The organism is Limosilactobacillus oris (assembly GCF_025311495.1).
GTDB classification, from domain to species: Bacteria; Bacillota; Bacilli; order Lactobacillales; family Lactobacillaceae; genus Limosilactobacillus; species Limosilactobacillus oris_A.
In genome coordinates, this window is the sequence record NZ_CP104398.1 from 1,665,827 (window position 1) to 1,689,733 (window position 23,907).

Genomic DNA, 23,907 nt, shown 5'->3' on the forward strand with positions numbered 1-23,907 from the left:
TGAATACACCAATAATGATGATTGGTACATGGCAAAATGTTCTTACAATCATTTTGCCATGAATGAGGCCAAATTGCTATGGATTGACCGTGGCTGTTTTAATATAATATTCACTGTAAGCGGATTCAAAAAACTGAATAAAAAGGGGTTATTCAAAATGAGTATCCACGTCAATGAGGAACAAAAACTATTTCACTTGCAAACGGCCAAGACCAGTTATATTTTCAAAATTCTGGAAAATGGGGACGCAGGTCAACTATACTATGGTCCCCGTATTCCGGTGAAGCGGGCTTATGAAAACCTGGCGAGCCGCGAAGAACATGATTGTACCAACACCCTGACTGTTGACCAGCCCGATTTCCAACTCGAACTGATCAAGCAGGAGTATGCGGGCCTCGGCAAGGGCGACTACCGCTACCCGGCCTACCAGATTACCTACCATGACGGTTCCCGGACGTCAGAATTCAAGTACGCTGGCTTCAAGATTACGAATGGCAAACAGCGACTAGCCGACCTGCCATCCAGCTTTGATGACCAGGGGGACGACGCCCAGACCCTAGACATCGAATTCCGGGATAGCTACGCCGACGTTATGCTGACCCTGCACTACACGGCTTTTGACAAGGAAGACGTGATTGTCCGGAGCGCTACCTTTACCAACCACGGCGACGCAATCGTCCTTAACCGGGCCCTGAGTGCTCAGCTAGACCTGCCGGACAGCAATTATGACATGGTGCAATTCGATGGGAGCTGGGCGCGGGAACGGCACCTAAGCCGGACACCATTACGCTCCGGCGTGCAGAGCATCAGCAGCTTGCGGACTGCTTCCAGCCACCAGCACAACCCGTTCTTTATGCTGGCTCGGCCGCACACCGACAACAACCAGGGTGGTGTCTTCGGCTTCAACTTTATTTACTCCGGCAACTTCATCGACTCCGTGGAAGTGGACCAGTTTGACACGACCCGGGTGCTGGTTGGAATCAACCCGGATGAATTCGGCTGGCACTTAGCGGACGGCGAAAGTTTCCAGACACCGGAAGCGGTCATGACATACACCAGCGCTGGTTTTAACCAACTGAGTCACCAACTGGCGGACTTCTACCAGGACCACCTGATCAACCCGCACTTTGCTCGCCAGGAGCGGCCAATCCTGATTAACAACTGGGAAGCCACTTTCATGGACTTCACTGAGGAGAAGCTGATGCCAATTGTCGACGAGGCACACAAGCTCGGCATTGAAATGTTCGTGTTGGATGACGGGTGGTTTGGTCACCGGGACGATGACAAGTCTAGTCTGGGTGACTGGTTCGTTGATGAGAAGAAGTTCGCCCACGGAATCGACGGCTTTGCCCAGAAGGTGCACGACCGGGGGATGAAGTTCGGCCTCTGGTTTGAACCGGAAATGATTTCAATTGATAGCAAGCTCTATGAGGACCATCCAGACTGGATGATTGCCACGCCGGGCCGGCAGAGTACGCCAGCACGGAACCAGTATGTCCTTGACATGACGCGGACCGAGGTAGTTGATTACCTGGTTGACCACATCAGCGCGATTATCAAGAAGACCCAGCTGGACTATATCAAGTGGGACATGAACCGGAACATTACCGAAATGTACGGGGCTCAGCTGCCAGCCGACCGGCAATTGGAGTTTGCCCACCGCTACATCCTTGGTGTTTACCAGCTCTACTCCCGGTTGACGCGGGCTTTCCCAAAGGTTCTCTTTGAATCCTGTGCCTCCGGTGGTGGCCGTTTTGACCTTGGTATGATGTACTACGCACCGCAAGCCTGGTGCAGTGACGATACTGATGCGGTGGAACGGATCAAAATCCAGGGCGGGACTTCTTATGGTTATCAGCAGTCGATGTGGGGCGCCCACGTTTCGGCCGTGCCGAATGACCAGGTGGGCCGCTTGACTTCCTTGGCCACCCGGGCCGCAGTAGCTTACTTCGGGGACTTTGGTTACGAACTGGATATCACGAAACTGCCGGCCGACCAGTTGGCGGAAATCAAAGACCAGGTGGCCTTTTACAAGCAATACCGGCGCCTCTTCCAGTTTGGGCGGTTTTACCGGCTGGAAAATCCGGACACGGTTAGCGATAACGTTTACGGTTGGGAAGTGGTCAATGACGACCGTACTATGGCGATCGCGGCCCGTTTCCAGATCCTCAATGGAGCCAACCCAGCCTATATCCGGGTTTACTTTGCCGGCTTGGATCCAGAAAAGCAGTACATGGTCAATGACAGCCAGGAGAAGTTCTCCGGTGCTGAGTTAATGACCGCCGGCTACTTTGTCCCGCGGATTATGGACCGGACGAAGCCAGAGAAGGACCCGTCCGACTTTAGCAGCCGCCTCTTCGTGGTCAAGGAAGCATAAGAAGCTGGTTTCACAAAGAAATTGAGAAAAATCAACGATGGGGCCCGCAAAGAAGACATTGCTGCTAGTATTTTCCAAGCTGTGGTCAACCAAACCATTTCCGGTCTGGCGGCAGGGCATAAGATCAGCGGGAATGTTGCCTTTCTGGGTGGCCCCCTCTACTTCATGGACCAGCTTCGCCAGCGCTTCATTAAAACCCTCCACCTGACGGACGAAGAAGTGATCTTCCCGGCAAGCCCGCAACTCTTCGTGGCCCAGGGGGCGGCCCTGTATGCGGCCGATCAGCCGGAGTTGACCCTGATCATCCTGCTGGACCGGCTGGAGAATGGCGACGCGTCCGCCTTGGCCCCGTCCCACTCGTTGGCGCCGCTCTTTGAAAATGAAGACCAACTGGCCGCCTTTCGCCAGCGGCACGCCCAAGACCGGGTCGAAGCCGGCAACCTGGCTGACTACCACGGGACGGCCTTTCTGGGGATTGACGCGGGGTCCACGACTACCAAAATCGTCCTGATGTCAGCCGACCACAAGCTGTTGTTTACCGAATATGATAACAACGACGGCGACCCCCTGGCGAAGGTCAAGCAGATGCTCAGCGATTTGCAGGAGAAGATGCCAGCAGACGTCCGGATTGGCAAAGCCTGCGTAACCGGCTACGGGGAGCACCTGATCAAAAACGCCCTCAATGTTGACCTAGGCGAAGTGGAGACGGTGGCCCACTACCAGGCGGCGCACTACTTCCAGCCGGACGTTGACTCTATCCTGGATATTGGTGGTCAGGATATGAAGGCGATGACGGTCAAGAACGGCGCCCTGGCGGACATCAAGCTGAATGAGGCCTGTTCATCCGGCTGTGGGTCCTTCCTGGAAACCTTCGCGACGGGCCTGAAGTACGACATCCGCGAATTCGCCCAGGCGGCTCTCCTGGCAAGGCACCCGGCTGACCTTGGCTCCCGTTGCACGGTCTTTATGAACTCGAAGGTCAAGCAGGTGTAAAAGGAGGGGGCCACGATTGGCGACATTTCCGCCGGCCTGTCCTTCTCCATTATCAAGAACGCCCTCTTTAAGGTCATTAAGATGCGGAGTGCCGACGAATTGGGTGACCACATTGTGTGCCAGGGTGGAACCTTCTACAACGATGCCGTCTTGCGGGCCTTCGAAAAGATTGCGGGCGTCAACGTGGTCCGGCCGAACATCGCTGGCCTGATGGGGGCGTACGGCGCGGCCCTGATTGCGGAAAAGAACTACCAGGCCGGTGACCGGACCAGCTTGCTGTCGGTAAAGGAAATGGCCAACCTGTCCTTTGACAAGGAGTACATGCATTGCGGCGGCTGTGCCAATAACTGTGAACTGACCCTGACGATCTTTAACGACGGGCGCAAGTTCGTGACGGGGAACCGGTGCGAACGGGGAGAAGCCCGGGCCCTACACCTGCACGGGCAGCACCCGCGGAATAACGGCAAGGTCAACCTGGTCGAGCGCAAGTACAAGGAGCTCTTTAAGTACCGCCCGCTCCGCGGCAAACCGGCCAAACACGGGACGATTGGCCTGCCCCGGGTCCTCAATATGTATGAAGACTACCCGCTGTGGGCGACCTTCTTTAAGGAGTTGGGCTTCCGGACCATCCTGTCGCCGAAGGGCAGCAAGGAGCAGTATGACAAGGGGATGGAAACGATTCCGTCCGACACGGTCTGCTACCCGGCCAAAAACGTTCACGGTCACATTGCGGCCTTAATTGCCAACCGCCACGTCGACTGGATTTTCTACCCGGCGGTGGTTTACGAGCTGCAGGAGAAGAAGGCGGCCAATAACCACTTCAACTGCCCGATTGTTCAGTCCTACCCCGAAGTCATCCGCAATAACGTCGACGAAATCCGGAACGGCCAGGTTGATTTCCGCGACCCCTTCCTCAACCTGGCGGACCACCAGTCGACGGCGGCGAACCTTTACGAGTGTTTCAAGGACCTGGGCGTCACCAAGCAGGAAGTCTGGACGGCGCTGGAAGCTGGCTACCAGGAACTAGCGGCTTTCCACCAGAAAGTCCGCAACTGGGGTGAGGATACCCTAGTGATGCTCAAGCAGAAGGGGGAACACGGGATTGTCCTTGCGGGGCGGCCTTACCACCTCGACCCGATGATTAATCACGGGATTTCCCAGATGATCGCCGCGGCTGGTTTCCACGTCCTGACGGAAGATTCGATTGCCCACTTGGGGGACGTTCGCGGCCTGCGGGTGGTCAACCAGTGGTCTTACCACTCCCGCCTGTACGCTGCGGCCCGGATTGCGGCCAAGACGCCGGAACTGGAATTCGTCCAGCTGAACTCCTTTGGCTGTGGGCTTGACGCAATCGATACCGACCAGGTCGAAGAAATTATGAACCAATACAACCGCCTCTACACCTGTCTTAAAATTGACGAGGGTGACAACCTGGGGGCAATCCGAATTCGGATTCGGTTCCTCAAAGCGGCCATCAAAGAACGAACTGAGAAGCAAGTCCGGCCGGAAAAGCTCTACGATAATCCGGCACCGGTCAAATTTACGAAAGAAATGAAGAGGCAAAAGTACACCCTGCTTCTGCCGATGCTGTCGCCAATCCACCAGCACAAGCTAGTGGACGTAGCACTGCGGGCTTCCGGCTACAACGTGGTCAACTTGCCAATCCAGGACCGGCGCTCGGTCGACGTGGGCACCCGCTTCGTCAACAACGATGCCTGTTACCCGGCAATTATTTCGATTGGGCAAATGGTTGAGGCCCTGCAAAGCGGGAAGTACGACCTCGACCATACCGCGGTGATGATGAGCCAAACCGGGGGCGGCTGCCGGGCAACCAACTATGTGCCGCTGATTCGAAAGGCCTTGAAGGACGCCGGCTTTGGTCAGGTTCCGGTAGTTTCAATCTCGCTCGGCAACCAGGGGGTCGAGACAACACCGGGCTTTACCTTTACCCTGCCACTGGTTAAGCGGGTCTCAATTGCCTTCCTGTACGAAGACCTCTTTGAAAGACTGGTTTACCATACCCGGCCCTACGAGGTGGAGAAGGGCCAGGTCAACGCCCTGTATGAGGACTGGCTTAAACGGGTCCGGCCCAACGTTGAGAATGGCAGTTTCAAGGAGTTTAAACGCAACGTGGCGGCAATTGTCCATGACTTTGACACGGTTCCGCAACGTGCCGTGGTCAAGCCAAAGGTCGGCGTTGTCGGTGAAATTCTCGTTAAATATTCGCCGATTACCAATAACGACATTGTCGGGACCATCGAAGCCGAGGGGGCCGAAACGGTGGTTCCCGACATCGTGGGCTTCATGAACTACTCCCTCTATAACCAGGTCTACCGTCACCGCCACCTGGGCGCCAAAAAGAGCTCGGAAATCTTTGCGGAGGTCCTGCTGAAGCTGATTCGGCAGGCCGAGAAGCCAATGGATGAGGCGCTGCGGGCTTCAGACCGGTTCGAAGGGATTACGCCGTGGGAAGATGTCGTCGCCGGGGCCGAGCCGGTACTGTCGCTCGGTAACATGACCGGGGAGGGCTGGTTCCTGCCGGCAGAAATGGTGGAACTCCTCCGCTCCGGTGTTAACAACATCGTCTGCATGCAGCCGTTTGGTTGTCTGCCGAACCACATCGTCGGCAAGGGGATGCTCAAGGAGCTGCGCCGTGAGTATAAGGGCGCCAACCTGATGCCGATTGACTACGATCCCGGTGCGTCGGTGGTTAACCAGCTGAACCGGATTCGCTTGATGATGGCAACTGCCAAGAAAGGGCTGGCTCAGGAGAGTGTCAAGCAAAGCTGAATGGTTGTAGGGTAGCGAAAACGCCGAAAAACGGTCTTAGTCATCGTTTTTTCGGCGTTTTGCTTTTCCTAATTTCCTTCAAATTGCGGATGACCACGGACTTGCCATCGCGAAAACGAAGCCGCTGCCGGCGCCAGTCAACGGCAACCAGCTGGCCGGTGTAGCTTTCATAGTAGCCGCTGGCACCGTTAAAGTAGGTCAGCTTTACTTGCGGCCAGGGACGTTGGGCTGCCAGGGCTTGGATTTTCTTGGTGAGGGCCGCTAGTTGGGAACGACTCAGGTAATCCTTGTTAGCGTAGCGTTTTGCCGTCTTATCAAGGAGCTCCTTATAGCCGGTCAGGGCGGCGAAGGGGGCGAACTGACCGGCCCGGTCGACCTGGGGCATTGGCAGGTGGGCCCGGGAGACGTGGCGGGGAACGTCCATAATATCCTGGTAGCGGCTCGTATCGTTAAATTGCTTTTGTTCTGCTTCCCATTGCTGCTGGTCCATTATGCCTGGTGGCCTCCAATCTCCTTGTTGCGTTTCCTGGCGACAGCACCGTCCTTCAAGTCGGCCGCCCGAATGATTGAGTTCTTCCCGAACTGGTCTTGCAAGCGCAGGATCATCTTCTGCACCTGCTGATCCCGCTGCCGCTGTTCCTGTTTGGCGACTGCCTCGGCAACGTGCTGATGGGGATTAGTGAAGAGGTCGAGCTGTTCGCTGTGGGTCATTTGCGCTGCCACCGCCTGTTTAACGAGGTTGTTGGCCGTCACGGTCACGCGGCGGATGAGGAGGTCCGGGTTGACCTTGCCTTGGAAGGAAGTTAGAAAGTGGCTGGTTAGTTCACGAGGGGAAGCAGTCGGTAAGGGAAGACTAAAGGCGTCGTGTGCCGGGTGCGGAACCTCCCGACCATAAAAGTCGGTGACGGTGGCCCCGTGGAAACTGCGGCCCTGGTGGAGGCTCTGGACGTCGTAGTTGATGGTGAGCGAAAAACGGTCCGCGACCAGGTCCCGCTTGACCATCTGGAGGCTGAGCATGTCAACCATTTCCCGGACAACCAGCCGTCCTTCCTGGTACTGGTAAGGCTTGGGGAGGACGATGCTGGAGTAGATGCCATGGTGGTCGGAACGGTAGTTTTTGATGTCAGCCATTGTGGCGGACTCATAACCCCAGGCGTGGTCGATGATTAGTTCGGCATTCTTGCCGAACTCCCGGTAGAGGACCTCCTCGTTTAAGGGGTCTGAGAGTTTGCCAAGCGAGCACCGGGCAACATCACCCATCGTGTGCAGGCCGAGCTTATTCAACCGCTTGGCGTAACCCCGGCCGATCCGCCAGAAGTCGGTCAGCGGTTCGTGGGCCCAGAGGTAACGGCGGTATGATGATTCGTCCATTTGCGCAATCCGGACGCCGTCTTCATCAGCCGGGATCCGCTTGGCGACGATGTCCATCGCTACTTTAGCCAGGTAGAGGTTAGTACCGATCCCGGCCGTGGCGGTGATTTTGGTCTCGAGCTGGATTGTCTGGATGATTTCCTTAGCGAGGGCGTGGGCGGAAACATGGTGCTCCTGCAAGTAGTCCGTGACGTCCATCAAGACCTCATCGATCGAGTAGGGATGAATCATCTCCGGCGGCAGGTAGCGCAGGTAAATTTCGTAAATCTCAGCGCTCTTTTGCAGGTAGAAGGTCATCCGGGGTGGAACAATCTTAAAGCCGATCTGCAAGCGGGGGTTGCGAAGCAGCTGGGGCCGGTAGACCGACTTAAACTTGGTCAGACGGTGGTCGGGCGCCTGCTTAGCCCGCTCCCGGTTCAACCGTTCGACGATTTGCTCGACCTCAAAAAGCCGGGGCCGGCCGGGGACCCCGAAGCGTTTGAGGGCTGGGGAAACGGCCAGGCAGATGGTTTTGCTCGTGCGGGATTCATCTGCTACTACTAGGTTGGTAGTCAGGGGGTTCAGATGGTGCGCCGCGCACTCGGCGGAGGCGTAAAATGATTTGAGATCAATCGCTAAGTATGTCCGGGCCACGATAGGACTCCTCCTTTCATGATTTCACCTATACATTATACGAAAAACCACCGACGGGAACAAGTGTTTGTGCCGCTGACTTGCCTTTTTGCCGAGAAGCGGCTAAAATATAAGCATTAAGTAGCACGAGTTTTAGCGAGGGACGGCAGGTGAAAAGGTCCCCGGGGTGCGAACTGGGTTTTATCTTTTGAATAGTAATTAAAGCGGCAAGCAATTGCAATTTAGGTGGCACCGCGCGTAAGCGTCCTATTAGTTTCACGGCTAATGGGGCGCTTTTAGTTAAGGAGGAAATGACGATGACGGAAAAGAAACACGTAATTTTAACAGGCGATCGGCCAACGGGGAAGCTGCATATCGGTCACTATGTTGGTTCCTTAAAGAACCGGGTGGCTTTGCAGAACACCGGTAAGTATGATACCTATATCATGATTGCCGACCAGCAGGCCCTAACTGATAACGCTCGTGATCCGGAGAAAATCCGCCGCTCCCTGCATGAAGTGGCTTTGGATTACCTGGCGGTGGGAATTGACCCACAGCAGTCGACCATTTTCGTCCAATCCCAGATTCCAGCCCTCAGTGAGCTGACGATGCACTACCTGAACCTGGTGACCGTTTCCCGGCTGAAGCGGAACCCGACTGTCAAGACGGAAATCCAGCAGAAAAAGTTTGGCGAAAGTGTCCCGGCGGGTTTCTTAATCTACCCGGTCAGCCAAGCGGCCGATATCACGGCCTTTAAAGCTGACACGGTCCCGGTCGGCGATGACCAGGAGCCGATGCTGGAACAGACCCGGGAAATCGTTCGGACCTTTAACCGGATTTACCAGCAGGATATCCTGGTAGAGCCCGAGGGTGTCTTCCCGCCAAAGGGTGAAGGGCGGATTCCGGGCCTCGATGGCAACGCCAAGATGAGCAAGTCGTTGGGGAACGCCATCTACTTGTCGGACGATGAAGACATCATCCAGAAGAAGGTCATGTCAATGTACACCGACCCGACCCACATTAAGGTTTCCGACCCGGGTCACGTGGAAGGCAACACGGTCTTCACCTACCTGGACATCTTCGACCCGGATAAGGAACAGGTGGCTAAGCTCAAGGAACAGTACCAGGCAGGTGGCCTTGGCGACGTGAAGATCAAGCGCTACTTAAATGATGTCCTCCAGGCGGAATTAAAGCCAATCCGGGAACGGCGGGAACAGTACGCCGCTAACATTGACTACGTGGATCAAATCCTTCAGGAAGGCTCTGCCCGGGCCAATGAGGTCGCTAACCAGACACTGAAAGAAGTCCGCGACGCCATCGGCATCAACTACTTCGGTTAATTTCAAATTAAAGTTGCCGGCTCCCGTTGTCCACGGGAGTCGGTTTTTAGGTCAAATAAAATTTCGTGATGCCGGGAACAATTAGTGTTTCACGGAACGGAACATGGTAACATAAAGGGGATAGTTTTTTAGAATTAAATTGAAGTAGCGGAGGTGAAAATAGTGGAAAACCTCGCAATTGTTGACCTCGGCTCTAACTCGGCGCGCATGGCAATCACAGAAGTGGCTCCGGATGGCCGGTTTCGGGAAATTAAGCGGGTAAAGGAAAATACCCGGTTATCAGAGGGCATGGGCCGTGAGAAAATGCTCCAGGAGCCCGCAATGCAGCGGACAATCGAAGCCCTCAAACGCTTTAAGCAGCTCTACCAAAGTGTTCCCGGTGTCAAGGTCCGGGCAATTACTACGGCGGCGGTTCGCCAGGCCCGTAACCGTCAGGAGTTCCTTGAGCGGGTTGAACGGGAAGTTGGCATCCAGCTCCAGGTCCTGTCGGGTAAAAAAGAGGCCTATTACGATTACTTAGGGGTAGTGCGGACCCTGAAGCTAAACCACTGTTTGATTTTAGATGTTGGTGGCGCGAGTTGCGAACTGGTCCTGGTGCAACAGCGCCGGGCTCGGAACATGATTTCAATCCCGGTAGGGGCAGTCAACCTATCCGAACAGTTTCACTTAAATGGCTACGTACGGTCAGCGGACCTTTTCCGGGCCCAGGTAGCAATGAGTGACCGGTTAAAGAAGATTCCCTGGCTGCGGTACGCGACTCGGTGCCCGATTGTTCTCTTGGGCGGGGCTAACCGGACCCTGGCCCGGATGGCCTGGTCCTACCACCACCGTCACCATCGACGGTCGATTCACGGTTACCAGTTGAGTTCGCGCGCGGTTTACGCGACCTACCGGGAATTGCTGAACCGTAACCTGGCCCAGCGCAAGAAGATGCCCGGCTTAGAACCGGAGCGGGCCGACATTATCGTTGGGGGGATGCTCCCGTTGATCAGCCTCCTCGAACGGAACAGTGATGGCCGGGTGATCTTCTCTGAGAGTGGTGTTCGGGAAGGGATCATTACCGAATATGTCAACCAAAGGAAGCAGCATCATGAATGATTGGCAGCACGGCTTTTATAAATTGACCGCGGCCGAGCGGCGGGAGCGGTTAGCCCAAGCGCTCCGCCTGCCTTCGTCGGTCACGGCGCTTTTGACTACTAACGCCTCAGCGCTCGGCAACCAGCTGGTGGAAAACTACCTGACAGATTATCCGGTCCCAGAGGGATTAGCACTTAACCTCCTGGTGAATGGTCGCCATTACCAGGTACCAATGGCAATCGAGGAGCCCTCGGTAATCGCGGCGGCCAGCAATGGTGCCCAGCGTGTGGCCCGGAGTGGGGGCTTTACCGCTCCCCGACAACGGCGGCTGTTGGTCGGGCAGGTGGTCCTCCAGGCGCCGGTAAATGAACGGGCAACGCTCTTGGACTGGCTACACGCCCACCAGGACGAGCTGTTGGCGGTGGCTAACGCAGCCCACCCGTCGATGCAGCGGCGTGGTGGCGGAGCAAAGGAGCTTCGTTTGCGGACGCCGGGCGGTTTCATCAGCGTGGATTTACTGGTTGATGTCTGCCAAGCAATGGGGGCTAACAGTGTTAATACGATGGCAGAAGCGGTCGGCCACTATTTGCGTCAGCAGGGCTTTAACGTGTTGACGGCCATCTTGAGCAACTACGCCACGGAGAGCTTGCAAGCGGTCGACTGCCGGATTGATTTTGCCAACCTAGCGACCAAGACGATGGCGGGTCAGAAGGTGGCGGAACGAATCGCGGCCCTTAGTGACCTGGCCCAGGCCGACCCCTACCGTGCGGCAACCCATAATAAGGGCATTATGAACGGAATTGACGCGGTAATGCTTGCCAGCGGCAACGACTGGCGGGCTATCGAAGCGGGCGCCCATGCCTATGCTAGCCGTGACGGCCAGTACCATGGACTGAGTACCTGGCAGCTGGCTGAAGGTCAACTGGTGGGCCACCTGACGCTCCCGTTGCCGGTCGGCGTGGTAGGGGGCTCAATTGGCCTGAACCCGCTGACCAAGGCCAACTACCAGATCAGCGGTATTCAAACGGCCGAAGAACTAGCGGCGGTAACTGCCAGTGTTGGTTTGGCCCAGAACCTGGCTGCGCTCCGGGCGCTGGCAAGTTCTGGCATTCAGGCCGGGCACATGAAGTTACAGTACCGGTCCCTAGCCATCAGTGTCGGTGCTAGTTCCGCTGAAGTTCCCGTGCTAGTAAAAATGCTGACCCAGCGAAAGCACGTGGATCAGTCACTTGCTAAACAATTATTAGACGAGATTAGAAAGGATTAATGGCATGAGCGAAGAAATCAAGTTAAACGCGGCCAACCAGGAGCTACTAAAGCAGGTTAACGACCTTTATCCTGAAGGCAGCGTGTTTGTTCAGTTTCATGGTGAAAAGTCCGGCTACGTTCGGCACGACCAGGCAACCCAAAAGACTTTGCCCGGCGGCTTGTTTATTATCGTCACCGATCTGACAGAACCAAACTACACGGCTTCCCATGAGCTGCTCCACCTCCTGATGCTGCTGCGGGGCTTCCCACAGATTTTCTTCCAGCTTTCGTTGGGGGATCAGCAGTTGGATGAGCAGATGATGATTATGTCGACTGACCTCTATAACGTTGCTATTCACCGGGTGGTAGTGGCTGAGCAGCGGAAGCACGGCCTGATCAATGACCAGGTGGAGGCAGAATACCTCAGGGGGATTGAGCACACGCTGACGCCCGAGGGCGGTGCGGACGACGAGGAAAAGACTCTTCGCTTACTGACCCTCCTGGATGCGTTAGTCTTTTATGGCGACCACTTCTCTCAATACGAGGCGGCACTGCAAGAGAAGTACCCCACGGCCCTGGCGGCGGCCCAGAAAATTTATCGGGAAATTGCGGCCAAGCCGATTCAATCGCCGTTTGACATGCGCCGGTCAATCGTGAAAATCTATTCCCTCTTTGACCAGCAGATGCAGGACTGGGGACTGCCGGCCCTCCATAACAACGAGTACACGACCCTGTCACCAGTTCTGAGCGACCGGCAGTTGCGGTTGAGCCTGCGCCAGGTCTTTGAAATCTACCACTCCGACATGAAGGAACGGGGAACCAGCAAGCGGGCTTACGTTGGCATTCGGCGGAGTGATGGGCAGAACTCCTTCACGATGCCGGCGCCCAACCCGGAATCACCGGAAGAATTCAAACGCATTTATGCCCAGCCAGTCAAGAAGTTTTTGGAAGAGCACAGTATTCCGTACATCGTAAGGAAGTGATTTGATGGAAACGACGATTCAAACGGCCTTTGATGATGCCAAACACATTGTCTTCCTAACCGGAGCTGGGGTGTCGACTGCCTCAGGAATTCCGGACTTTCGTTCAGCGAACGGCCTATACACCCAAAACCGGAACGCGGAGTATTACCTCAGCCACCGCTACTTTGCCAGTGATCCGGACGGCTTCTATGAATTTTGCAAAAAGAATTTGTACTTTCCGGATGCCAAACCCAACGTTATTCACGAAAAGCAGGCGGCACTGACCCAGCAGGATCGGGCAACAGTAATTACCCAGAATATTGACAACCTCTACGAAGAGACGGGGACCAAGCACTTGATTGACTTTCATGGTAATCTTTACCACGTTTACTGTGAGAAGTGCGGGGAGACCGTTCCGGTAGCAGACTACCTCAAGAGCCGGATTCACGCTAAGGATGGCGGTCCCTTGCGTCCTGACATTGTCCTCTACGACGAGGGGATCAAGCAGCAAAACATCATTAACGCGGTCAAGGCCATGCAAGCGGCAGACCTGGTGGTAATTGTCGGCACCTCGATGAAGGTTTACCCTTTTGCCGGCCTGCTCGAATACCGGAATCCAAACGCAAAGGTGGTCGCAATTAACCGTCAAGAGCTACACTTCTCTTTTGACTTTGAGATGGTGCAGGAGGACGCGACGAAGTTCTTTGCGGAATTAAAAGTTAAATAGAAGCGATTACTTTCGCTAAAAATAAAGGGGCTGTGACATAAGCCCAATTACTTTAATAAAAAGCGAACAGCGCAGTACACAAAGGGGCTTCAGTGCTCGGCAAAGCCGAACTCTGAAGCCCTCTTTGTGCTTGCGGGGGCGTGAAGACGAAGTCATAAATGACTTCTGTCACGCTCCCTTTATTTTTTATTAAATTAATCCTTGCTGCTTCTCAGCGTGGTCAGTTCACGCTATAATTACACCATGAAATGAAAACGTTTTCTAGTTAAGGAGGTACTAATATGGTAAAGGCAGTACAATTCGGCAAGTCGGCCGTGGTGGCGAACCCGCTTGGCTTAGGAACGAATGCGGTCGGGGGCTACAACCTTTTCCCTGGCCTGGATGATGGGGCGGGGCGCAAGCTCGTTGACGCCGCTATCGCTAACGGAATCAACCTCTTGGACACGGCCTATGTCTACGGCCTGGGGCACTCGGAACAGCTCGTGGGACAGGTAGTCAAGGACCACCGGCGGGAAGAGCTGGTGATTGCAACGAAGGGGGCCCATGACTTTTCGACCGGACGGGAAGTTATCCGCAACGACCCTGACTTCATAACCCAGCAGGTCGACCAGAGCTTGAAACGCCTTGGGGTGGACTATATTGACATTTACTATCTCCATTTCCCTGACCATGATACGCCGAAGGCTGAAGCGGTTGGTGCCTTGCAACGTCTGCGTGAAGCCGGCAAGATTCGTGCGATCGGGATCTCGAACTTTAACCTGGACCAAATCAAGGAGGCCAATGCGGATGGCTACGTGGACGTAGTAGAAGATGAATTCAGTCTGCTCCACCAGGATCATTTGACGGAGGGAATGCTGGACTACCTTCGGGACCACCAGATTAGCTTTGTTCCTTACTTCCCGTTAGCTTCAGGACTATTAACCGGGAAGTATGTTCAGGACGTCAGTTTCCCGGCGGACGATATCCGGAGTCAGATTGCCGACTTCAAGCAGCCCCGCTATGGTAAAATTCTTGCGGCAGTTGACCAGGTCCGGCCGATTGCTGACCGGCACGGAGCAACGGTTGCCCAGACGATTTTGGCTTGGTACCTGCAGAATCAGCTGATTACTGCCGTTATCCCGGGCGCCAAGCGGGCTGACCAGGTAATCAGCAATGCCCAGGCAATGAACATTCAGCTAACAGCCGAAGAGTATCAGACGATTGAGACGGCCTTTGCGGATTTTAAGGCCAACAAGAGTGGTAAGTCGTTAAAGGACCCTGATTAGGATAACGTAAAAAGACACCGGATAAATCTGCGGATTTATCCGGTGTCTTTGCTAATGCTGCAATAAATGGCGGTCATGTTGGTCTTTGAGCTTCTTGACCGCGCAGTCGTAGTCACAGGCAGCGCACTTGCCGCCGACCTTCACTTTGCGAAAAGTCCGGATGATGATAACGACGGCCCAGCTGATAATTGCGAGGATGATTAATAGGTTTAATAATAATTGCATTGAGGCAAGCCTCCTAAAAGATGAGTAAGCCAATTTGGAAAATTAGAAACGATGTGCAGTAGGCGATTGCTAACCCTGAAACAACGGCGAAAAGGACCCACTTGAACGAACCCGTTTCTTCTTTAATCGTTGCCAATGTCGCAAAACATGGGATATAGAGAAGGATAAAGGCCAGGAGGGAGTACGCCGCGACCGGGGTCATGAACTGTCCCAGCACCGCGATGAGGACGGCCTTGCTGCTGGTGTGGAACATAACCATCATGCTGGACGTAATGACCTCCTTTGCAAGGACCCCGGTAAAGAGGGCGCTAATTGCCTGCCACTGGACGATTCCCAGTGGACGGAAGAATGGAACAAGGCCGTGACCGAGCGCCGCCGCAAAGCTCCGGGTAGAATCCGTGACGAAACCGGTCGGGCCGAAGCTGGACAGCAGCCAGATGAGAACCGTGCCGGCGAAGATAATGGTCCCGGCTTTCTTGATAAAGCCCTTGCCCTTGTCCCAGGTTCCGTGCCAGATCACGTCGAAGCGGGGCAGGTGGTATTCGGGCAGCTCGATGATAAACACCGACCGCTCCTTAACGCGGAACAGCAGCTGGTACAATTTCGCGACCAGGAGGGCCACCACGATCCCCAAGAAGTAAATGGACAGGGCAACCAGGGCCTGGTGGTGCGGGAAGAAGGCCGCCACCACCAGGCCGTAAATCGGCAACCGGGCCGAGCAGCTCATGAATGGCATGATTAGCGTTGTCACCAGCCGCTCCTTTGGCTGTTCAATCGTCCGGGCCGCCATAATGCCGGTCACGTTACAACCGAAGCCGATAATCAGCGGGATGAAGGACTTGCCGTTTAGCCCGATCATCTGCATCAAGCGGTCGGTTACCAAGGCTGCCCGGGCCATATACCCTGAGTCTTCCAGCAGCGAGATACAGGCGAAGAGGGTGAAAATTTGGGGAATAAAGGCGAGGACCCCGCCGACTCCGGCGATCAGCCCGTTCACAATCAGCGAACGCAGGGGCGCCATGGCGCCCAATTGGAGCAGCCAGTGGTCGACGGTGTTGGAAACCGGGACGGACAGGAACCAGTCGAGGGCGTCTGATAAGGGGGTCCCCACCCACTCGAACGAGAGTTTAAACATTAGGTAGAAAATTCCTGCAAAGATTGGGAGCCCCAGAACCGGGTTGGTAACAACCTGATCGATTTTCGCGGTTAACTGACCACTGTCCGTTTTGGCGGCCTGCTGCTGGGCGTCGTGGAGCAGACTTTCGATAAAGGCTAACCGGGTGTTGTAGATCTGGTCGGCAAACTTTTGGGCATCATAGTACTTTGCCTGACTGGTCAGCGGGGTCAACTGGTGGTTGCTTGCATACTCCTGAATGGCCTTGTTCTGGTCGATAAATTGGATTGCTAGCCAGCGGGCCACGGTGGCGGGGTAGTCGAAGTCGGCTTCAAGGGCTTCTGCCGCTTGCCGAATGGCCTACTGAAGCATCGGCGGGTAATCCAGTCGGAGCTTGGGTGCAGGCACTTCCTGGTAGTCAGTGATTTGCTGGTGCAGCTCCTTGATCCCCTGGTGGCCGCGGGCGTTAGTCGTGAGAACTTTGCAGCCGAGCCGCTGACTAATTAGAGCAAGGTCGTAGGACTGGCCGCTGCGGCGGAGATCATCGATCATGTTAAGAATTAAAACGAGCGGCAGTCCCCGTTCTAGGACCTCGATGGTGAGGAGGAGGTTGCGTTTGAGCTGGCTCGCGTTGGTGATGTTTAAAATCAAGTCTGGGCGGTTGGTTAGCAGGTACTTGGCAACGACCGCCTCATCCTTGGTTAAGGGGTTGAGGGAATAGGCCCCGGGAAGGTCAACCACCTCGATGTTCGAGTGCTTGAGTGTTCCCACCTTTTTATCGACGGTTACCCCGGTCCAGTTACCCACAACGGCGTACTTATCGGTAAGGGAATTAAAGAGGGTCGTTTTACCAGTATTCGGGTTGCCAATCAGGGCAATGCTTGTCATTACGCCTCAACCTCCGTTAGGGCGGCAAAATCACGATAACGAATCCCGATTCGCTGGTGGTTATTCTCAATGATGACCGGACCATGGAAGGGGTACCGCTGGATAACTTTGATAGAGCAGCCCTCACACAGGCCCATATTATGAAGGCGACTCGCAGTTGGCCGGCTCAAACAACTAAATGATTGCAATACATATTGGTGATTGATCATATTACTTCCTCACAATCCATTATTCCAATACTATATAAAAAAGCCAATTATTACATCTCCATTATACTACCGTGTAAGCGGTTGAAAAATAATCGAATGTTAAGTTTTAATCTAAAAATATTCGGTTTATAATAGAATTGTATTATTTTTAAACTGATATTTTTGGAATATTGAATTAAGGGGATGCTTTACAGATGGCCACACTCGAAGTGCGTGATTTGCATGTTTCAGTAAAAGATGAGGAAAGTAAGAAGGAAAAGGAAATCCTCAAGGGAGTCAACCTCAAGATGCAGACCGGCGAGATCCACGCCATTATGGGACCAAACGGGACGGGGAAGTCGACCCTTTCCCAGACCATCATGGGCCAGCCCGGCTACCACGTGACCCAGGGTGACATTCTCTTAAACGGTGAAAGCATTGTCAACATGCCAGTCGATGAACGGGCACGCAAGGGGCTCTTCTTGGCTATGCAGTACCCGGCAGAAATCCAGGGGGTCACTAACGCCGAATTCCTCCGGGCTGCCATCAATGCCCGCCGGCCAGAAGACGACCAGATTTCCGTCATGGACTTCATTAAGAAGCTCGACAAGAACCTTGATCTGCTGGACATGAGCCAGAAGATGACGGAACGGTACCTCAACGAAGGCTTCTCGGGTGGGGAAAAGAAGCGGAACGAAATTTTGCAGCTGCTGATGATTGAACCAACTTTTGCCATTCTCGACGAAATTGACTCTGGCTTGGACATTGACGCCTTAAAGGTCGTTGCCAAGGGGGTCAACTCCATGCGGGGCGACAACTTCGGTTCCCTGATCATCACCCACTACCAGCGCCTGCTGAATTACATTGTTCCGGACACCGTCCACGTCATGATGGATGGTCAAATCGTTAAGACCGGGGGCCCAGAACTGGCTAAAAAGTTGGAAGACGAAGGTTACGCTGGCCTGCGTGACGAATTGGGCCTGGACATCAAACTGGTCGATGATGAGGACTAGGGGGTGCTGGCATGACTGATTTAGCAGAAGCAAAGCAGCAGCTGACCGTGGCGAGCCAGCAAAATGAGGAGCCGGCCAGCCTCTTAGACCGGCGGCTTGCAGCGCGGGACCTGATGGCGCAACTCCGCCTGCCCCGGATGCAGCGGTTTAACTTCCGTGACTGGCCGCTAATTGCTGACCAGCCCCTGGAATGGGTATCATCGGATACGGATTTAGAGAAAATAGCTCCGGACGATGAAGTAATCCGGGTGACCCAGGTCGGGCAGACGACGGTCAAGGTTCACATTCCGGAACGTCTGCGGGCGGCTGGCGTGGTGCTGACCGATATTTTCACCGCAGCCCGGCAGTACCCCGAGATGTTTGAAAAGTACTTTATGTCGGCAATCAAAACCGACGAAAACCTGCTGACTGCTTACCACGTGGCCTACTTAAACGCCGGCTTATTCCTCTACGTCCCTAAGAACGTCGAGATTGAAAAGCCGATTGAAGCAGAACTGGTCCAGGACAATACCCAAGGCCAGCCCTTGATTTCTCATATCCTGGTCGTGGCGGACCGGGGCAGCAAGGTCAAGTTCATCCAGCACCTAACCACGGTCGGTGACCAAGCTAATCCGGCAAACATGATGATTGAACTGATTGCCCGGGATAACAGTGAAATTGACTTCTCGTCCCTGGATGAGCTTGGGGCCCAGACCCACACTTACTTCAAACGGCGGGCCGATATTGGTCGGGATGCCCACGTTGAATGGGCGGTTGGCCTGATGAACGATGGCAACACGGTCGGTGACATGGATTCTGAGCTGCTGGGTGAAGGCGGCTATGCTAACTCCAAAATGATCGCGGTCACGACCCGGAAGCAAGAGGTCGGGGTCAACAACCGGGTGACTAACCATGGTAAACACACGACTGGCCTGATTAACCAACGGGGGGTAATCCTGGAAAATTCCGAACTGATTTTTAACGGAATCGGTCAGATTATCCACGGCGCTCACGGTTCCAAGGCTGACCAGCAGAACCGGGTCCTGATTATGTCTGACCAGGCCCGCGGTGATGCTAACCCAATCCTGCTGATTGATGAAAACGACGTGGAGGCCGGGCACGCAGCCAGTGTGGGCCCCGTTGACCCCCACCAGATGTACTACTTGATGAGCCGGGGAATTCCCCGTAAGCAGGCGGAACGGATGGTTATCCGGGGCTTCTTAGGCGCCGTTCTTAGTGCCATTCCGGCCGCAGATGTACGGAACAAACTGGTGGAAATTCTAGAAAGGAAGCTTGCCGATGGTCAACAATATCAATGATTTGTCCGCTGATTTTCCCATCCTGGACCAGCAGGTAAACGGTGAACGGCTGGCCTACCTGGATAACGCGGCGACGGCTCAGAAGCCCAAGCAGGTCGTTGACTCCCTGGTTCACTTTTACGAACACGACAACGCGAACGTTCACCGAGGCGTCCATACCCTGGCGGAACGGGCGACGACCCAGTACGAAGAGGCCCGCAAGAAGGTTCAGCACTTCATCAATGCTGCCGACAACCGGGAAATTATTTTTACCAAGGGCTGCACTGATGGCTTGAACCTGGTAGCGTCGACATATGGCGAACAGAATATCCATGACGGTGACGAAATTGTGATTTCAATCATGGAACACCACAGCAACCTGATTCCCTGGCAGCAGTTGGCAATTAAGAAGCACGCCAAGCTCAAGTACATTGAATTGACCACGGATGGGACGCTGGACATGGCCGATGCCCGGCAAAAAATTACTGACAAGACGAAGATCGTTGCCGTGGCCCATGTCAGCAACGTGCTCGGAACCGTTAACCCGCTCAAAGAGCTGGCCCGGCTGGCCCACCAGCACGGCGCAATTATCGTTGGTGATGGTGCCCAGTCGGTTCCCCATATGCCGGTCGATGTCCAGGACCTGGACGTTGATTTCTACGCCTTTTCCGGCCACAAGATGATGGGGCCGACTGGGATTGGGGTCCTCTATGGCAAGGCGGACTTGCTGCGGGAGATGCCCCCGTACCAGTACGGCGGGGAAATGATTAGTGCCGTTTACCGCGACCGGACCGAGTTTGCCGACATCCCGTTTAAATTTGAAGCGGGGACGCAAAACATTGCTGGAGCAATTGCCCTGGGGACCGCGGTTGACTACCTCGAAAAGGTCGGGATGGACCAGGTGGCTGCGAAGGAACAGGAACTGGTTGATTACGTCCTGCCGCAGCTGGAGGCGATCCCGTACGTAACGGTTTACGGGCCCCAGGACCCTCAGCAGCACACTGGCGTGATTGCCTTTAACATGGCGGGACTCCACCCGCATGACGTCGCAACCGCCCTGGATGCGGAAGGAGTCGCGGTTCGAGCCGGCCATCACTGTGCACAGCCGCTGATGGCCGCACTGGGGGTAGCGGCAACGACCCGGGCCAGCTTCTACTTTTACAATACAAAAAAAGACGCAGATCAACTGATTAATGCCATCAAGGCAACAAAGGAGTTCTTTAACGGTGGGACTATCTAAGTTAAACGGCTTATACCGTGAGGTGATTTTGGACCACGCCAATCACCCGCATAACAAGCACGACATTCCGCAGGCTACGAGCAAGATGACGGTCCACAACCCGACTTGTGGCGATACCATTAACGTGGCCGTCGATGTGGAAGACGGCCGGATTAAGGATATCGGCTATTCTGGTTCTGGCTGCACCATCAGTCAGGCCTCAGCCAGCATGATGACTGAAGCAGTAAAGGGGAAAACAACTGATGAGGCCCTGGCGATGGCGAAGACCTTTTCTGACATGGCAATCGGCAAGCAGCACTCCCAGGCGGATCTTGACCAGCTGGGGGATGCGCAGATTTTGACCAGTATTATGGAATTCCCTGCCCGGATCAAATGCGCCACGATTTCCTGGTGGGCACTGCAACGGGCCTTACTGAAGAAAGATGATGAGGAGGAAGAGCAATGAGCGAGGATGCAGCAAGCATCGTAAACGGCGATGAAAAGTACGAATATGGCTTTCACGATGACGTGAAGCCAGTTTACTCGACGGGACGGGGCCTGACGGAAGAGGTTGTTCGCCAGATCTCGGCGGCAAAGCATGAACCACAATGGATGCTGGATTACCGGCTCAAGGCCTACCACATCTATAAGAAGCTGCCAATGCCAAAGTTCGGGCCGGACCTATCCGAGCTGGACCTCAAGAACATGCTTTACTACCAGAAGATGACGGACAAGAAGTTCCGGGACTGGAAGGACGTGCCGGAAGATCTCAAGAAGACCTTCGACCGCTTAGGAGTTCCTGAGGCCGAGCGGAAGTACCTGGCCGGGTCCTCAGCCCAGTACGAATCGGAAGTGGTTTACCACAACATGAAGAATGAATTTGCCAAACTTGGCATCATTTTCACCGATACTGATACCGCCCTCCGGGAATACCCGGACCTCTTCAAGAAGTGGTTTGGCAAGCTGGTTCAGCCAACCGATAACAAGTTTGCGGCCCTAAATGCGGCGGTCTGGTCTGGTGGTTCCTTTATCTACGTGCCAAAGGGCGTCAAGACCAAGACGCCAATCCAGTCCTACTTCCGGCTGAACGCGGAAAATACCGGTCAGTTTGAACGGACCCTGATTATTGTCGACGAGGGGGCCAGCGTGGACTACGTTGAAGGATGTACCGCTCCGAACTACTCTTCTGACAGCCTCCACGCGGCGGTCGTTGAAGTTAACGTCTGCAAGGATGCTTACTGTCGTTACACGACCATTCAAAACTGGTCTGATAATGTTTACAGTCTGGAAACCAAGCGGGCAGCCGCGGCCGAAAACGCCACGATGGAATGGGTCGATGGTAACCTAGGCTCGAAGGTAACGATGAAGTACCCGAGTGTTTACCTGAACGGTGAGGGAGCCCGGGGAACGATGCTCTCAATCGCGGTTGCCAGCAACGGGATTCACCAGGACTCCGGTGCCCGGATGATCCACAATGCCAAGAACACGTCCAGCTCGATTGTCTCCAAGTCGATCGCCAAGACTGGTGGTTCAACGGATTACCGGGGGACGGTCCGCTTTGGCAAGCACTCTGACGGCTCGAAGGCCCACGTTGAGTGTGACACGATCATCATGGATGACCAGTCCTCGTCAGATACGATTCCGTACAATGAAATTGACAACGCCCACGTGGCGATGGAACACGAGGCCAAGGTTTCTAAGATTTCGGAAGAACAACTCTACTACTTGATGAGCCGGGGAATTTCCGAAGCCAAAGCCACCGAAATGATTATCATGGGCTTCGTGGAGCCATTCACCAAGCAGCTGCCGATGGAATACGCGGTTGAGCTCAACCGGCTGATTAGCTTCGAGATGGAAGGCTCAATCGGTTAAAAGGAGGAAGTAACATGGCAGATGAACAAGAGCGCCAGTATTCACCGACGGAAGACGCAGTCATGGGAGCCCTGGAACAGGTCATTGACCCGGAACTGGGGATTGACCTGGTTAACCTCGGACTGATTTACGATGTCCAGGTAGATGAAGAGGGGCACTGTATTATCACGATGACCCTAACCACCATGGGCTGTCCGCTGGGTGATTTCCTGAACGAAGCGATTACCAAGGCTGCCACTTCGGTTGATGGTGTCAACGACTGTAAAATCAACCTGGTCTGGGAACCAGCCTGGGGGATTGACCGGATGAGCCGGTTTGCCAAGATTGCACTGGGACTGCATGGTTAAAGGGGTTGAATAGTGATGGATATCCGCAAATTTGTCCAGCAACGCAAACGAATGGGCTTCTCCCAGGCCGAGCTGTGCGCTGGTATCTGTACGCAGTCGACCCTTAGCAAGTTTGAAAATAAGGGCCGGGTCCCCTCGGTCAAAATTCTGGAGCAGCTTTGCCAACGGCTGGAAATGTCCCTGGGAGAACTCAGTGAACAAAACGTGGCCCCGCAGCCGCACCGCCGGACAGTCCTAGACCAGGCCGAACATTATTTGCTAGGGGAACAGTTTCCCTTGGCAATCAAGACCCTGAACCAGGTTCGGGAACGCCAGCTGACGACTGCCAAGGCCCGGATGCAGTATTACTATCTCAAAGGGATGATTGATACACTGACGAGCAACCAGACGGCGACAACGATGTTTAACTTTACCCAGATTCTTGATAAGCTGGATGAGGAACACCAGACAGTCTTTTCACGGCTAGCCTACCTGGGTTGTGGAATTTTGTACGCGCGGAAGAACCGGCTGGGCAACGCCGAATTCTTTTTCACCAAGGTGGTCAACTACCTGGAGCGGACAATTACTGCCCCGCTAAACCTGGCCGACCTAACAAATACCCAGTATGCCCGGCTCGTAATGATGTGCTACTATGTGGCGGAGTACCAAGCGCTTCGCAAGCGGCTGCCGGATAGCAACCGGACCCTCGCCCGGGTCAGCCGCCTGTGTGCGGCCCGCTACCTGACCGTTTTCATGCCCCGAGTCAAGCTGCTAGCGGCGAATAACGCAATGCGCGCGGGGGCAACGTCGGAGACCGTGGGAAACTTACTATCAGCAGCGCTGGTCTTTGCCCGTTTCAACAGGAATAGCGTTGTCGAACTGCAGGCCGCGGCCCTTAAAAAGCAGCTAACGGATTTGTGATAAATAAAACGCGGAGTTGAGGTTTGCTCAATTCCGCGTTTTACTGGTAAATAATCGTTTAATTGTTACGCAAAGAGGACGACCTTGCCATCAACCTTGATG

General features: G+C 54.6%; 18 protein-coding genes and 2 pseudogenes. 15 read left to right on the forward strand and 5 right to left on the reverse strand.

From position 1 onward, the window contains the following. Positions 1-157 precede the first annotated feature (157 nt). Together N4599_RS08270 and N4599_RS08275 are read left to right on the forward strand one after the other, a co-directional pair. Positions 158-2,377 carry an alpha-galactosidase gene (locus tag N4599_RS08270; protein WP_062812575.1) on the forward strand — a complete coding sequence of 740 codons (2,220 nt, stop codon included), beginning with the start codon at positions 158-160 and terminating at the stop codon, positions 2,375-2,377. Between the two features lie 30 nt (positions 2,378-2,407). Then, positions 2,408-6,160: pseudogene (locus tag N4599_RS08275) on the forward strand (acyl-CoA dehydratase activase-related protein); the annotation flags it as partial. A gap of 40 nt (positions 6,161-6,200) precedes the next feature. Here the strand turns inward: N4599_RS08275 and N4599_RS08280 are convergent. Further along, positions 6,201-6,650 (reverse strand): YolD-like family protein, encoded by a 450-nt coding sequence (locus N4599_RS08280; protein WP_260899036.1) that lies wholly within the window; start codon positions 6,648-6,650, stop codon positions 6,201-6,203. Then, the gene (locus tag N4599_RS08285; RefSeq protein WP_191363647.1) at positions 6,650-8,167 is read right to left on the reverse strand and encodes a Y-family DNA polymerase; all 1,518 of its coding nucleotides are present in this window, start codon (positions 8,165-8,167) and stop codon (positions 6,650-6,652) included. The genes N4599_RS08280 and N4599_RS08285 overlap by 1 nt, the downstream gene beginning before the upstream one ends. A 293-nt stretch (positions 8,168-8,460) precedes the next feature. Here N4599_RS08285 and trpS point away from each other — a divergent pair, with 293 nt between their 5' ends. The 6 genes from trpS (at position 8,461) to N4599_RS08315 (ending at position 14,762) form a co-directional block, all read left to right on the forward strand. Next, positions 8,461-9,483 carry a tryptophan--tRNA ligase gene (trpS, locus tag N4599_RS08290; RefSeq protein WP_260899038.1) on the forward strand — a complete coding sequence of 341 codons (1,023 nt, stop codon included), beginning with the start codon at positions 8,461-8,463 and terminating at the stop codon, positions 9,481-9,483. A gap of 162 nt (positions 9,484-9,645) precedes the next feature. Next, positions 9,646-10,581, forward strand: coding sequence for a Ppx/GppA family phosphatase (locus N4599_RS08295; RefSeq protein ID WP_003712004.1), 936 nt, complete (start codon positions 9,646-9,648; stop codon positions 10,579-10,581). After that, entirely contained in the window at positions 10,574-11,827 is a 1,254-nt protein-coding gene (locus tag N4599_RS08300) for a hydroxymethylglutaryl-CoA reductase, degradative (RefSeq protein ID WP_062812579.1), read from the forward strand. The genes N4599_RS08295 and N4599_RS08300 overlap by 8 nt, the downstream gene beginning before the upstream one ends. 4 nt (positions 11,828-11,831) lie before the next feature. Then, positions 11,832-12,791, forward strand: coding sequence for an IpaB/EvcA family protein (locus tag N4599_RS08305; RefSeq protein ID WP_260899042.1), 960 nt, complete (start codon positions 11,832-11,834; stop codon positions 12,789-12,791). Between the two features lie 4 nt (positions 12,792-12,795). Further along, positions 12,796-13,497 carry an NAD-dependent protein deacylase gene (locus tag N4599_RS08310; protein ID WP_260899043.1) on the forward strand — a complete coding sequence of 234 codons (702 nt, stop codon included), beginning with the start codon at positions 12,796-12,798 and terminating at the stop codon, positions 13,495-13,497. A 281-nt stretch (positions 13,498-13,778) separates the two neighbouring features. After that, a complete protein-coding gene (locus N4599_RS08315) occupies positions 13,779-14,762 on the forward strand; it encodes an aldo/keto reductase (RefSeq protein ID WP_191363609.1) in 984 nt (327 codons plus the stop codon). Between the two features lie 51 nt (positions 14,763-14,813). Here N4599_RS08315 and N4599_RS08320 read toward each other — a convergent pair whose 3' ends face one another. The 3 genes and pseudogenes from N4599_RS08320 to N4599_RS08330 all read right to left on the reverse strand — a co-directional run bounded on the left by N4599_RS08320 (position 14,814) and on the right by N4599_RS08330 (position 17,198). Then, entirely contained in the window at positions 14,814-14,987 is a 174-nt protein-coding gene (locus N4599_RS08320; protein WP_003713940.1) for a hypothetical protein, read from the reverse strand. 13 nt (positions 14,988-15,000) lie between these two features. Next, positions 15,001-16,989 (reverse strand): annotated as a pseudogene (feoB, locus tag N4599_RS08325) (ferrous iron transport protein B). After that, on the reverse strand, positions 16,989-17,198 hold the full coding sequence (locus N4599_RS08330) for a FeoA family protein (RefSeq protein ID WP_062813110.1): 210 nt from the start codon (positions 17,196-17,198) through the stop codon (positions 16,989-16,991). Before N4599_RS08330 ends, feoB begins: the two are co-directional and overlap by 1 nt. A 194-nt stretch (positions 17,199-17,392) precedes the next feature. Between N4599_RS08330 and sufC the strand changes: the two genes are divergently transcribed. The 7 genes from sufC to N4599_RS08365 are packed head-to-tail and all read left to right on the forward strand — an operon-like array spanning position 17,393 to position 23,805. Further along, complete coding sequence (sufC, locus tag N4599_RS08335) at positions 17,393-18,190, forward strand: Fe-S cluster assembly ATPase SufC (protein ID WP_062813109.1); 798 nt, start codon at positions 17,393-17,395, stop codon at positions 18,188-18,190. A gap of 11 nt (positions 18,191-18,201) precedes the next feature. After that, a complete protein-coding gene (gene sufD, locus N4599_RS08340; protein WP_062813108.1) occupies positions 18,202-19,488 on the forward strand; it encodes a Fe-S cluster assembly protein SufD in 1,287 nt (428 codons plus the stop codon). Beyond that, positions 19,469-20,707 (forward strand): cysteine desulfurase, encoded by a 1,239-nt coding sequence (locus N4599_RS08345; protein WP_062813107.1) that lies wholly within the window; start codon positions 19,469-19,471, stop codon positions 20,705-20,707. The genes sufD and N4599_RS08345 overlap by 20 nt, the downstream gene beginning before the upstream one ends. Then, complete coding sequence (sufU, locus tag N4599_RS08350; RefSeq protein WP_003714008.1) at positions 20,694-21,152, forward strand: Fe-S cluster assembly sulfur transfer protein SufU; 459 nt, start codon at positions 20,694-20,696, stop codon at positions 21,150-21,152. Before N4599_RS08345 ends, sufU begins: the two co-directional genes overlap by 14 nt. Continuing rightward, positions 21,149-22,558: a Fe-S cluster assembly protein SufB gene (gene sufB, locus N4599_RS08355; RefSeq protein ID WP_003715112.1), complete on the forward strand. Its 1,410-nt coding sequence runs from the start codon at positions 21,149-21,151 to the stop codon at positions 22,556-22,558. The genes sufU and sufB overlap by 4 nt, the downstream gene beginning before the upstream one ends. Positions 22,559-22,572: 14 nt before the next feature. After that, on the forward strand, positions 22,573-22,905 hold the full coding sequence (locus N4599_RS08360; RefSeq protein ID WP_003713935.1) for a metal-sulfur cluster assembly factor: 333 nt from the start codon (positions 22,573-22,575) through the stop codon (positions 22,903-22,905). 15 nt (positions 22,906-22,920) lie between these two features. After that, the gene (locus tag N4599_RS08365) at positions 22,921-23,805 is read left to right on the forward strand and encodes a helix-turn-helix domain-containing protein (RefSeq protein WP_260899047.1); all 885 of its coding nucleotides are present in this window, start codon (positions 22,921-22,923) and stop codon (positions 23,803-23,805) included. Positions 23,806-23,907 lie beyond the last annotated feature (102 nt).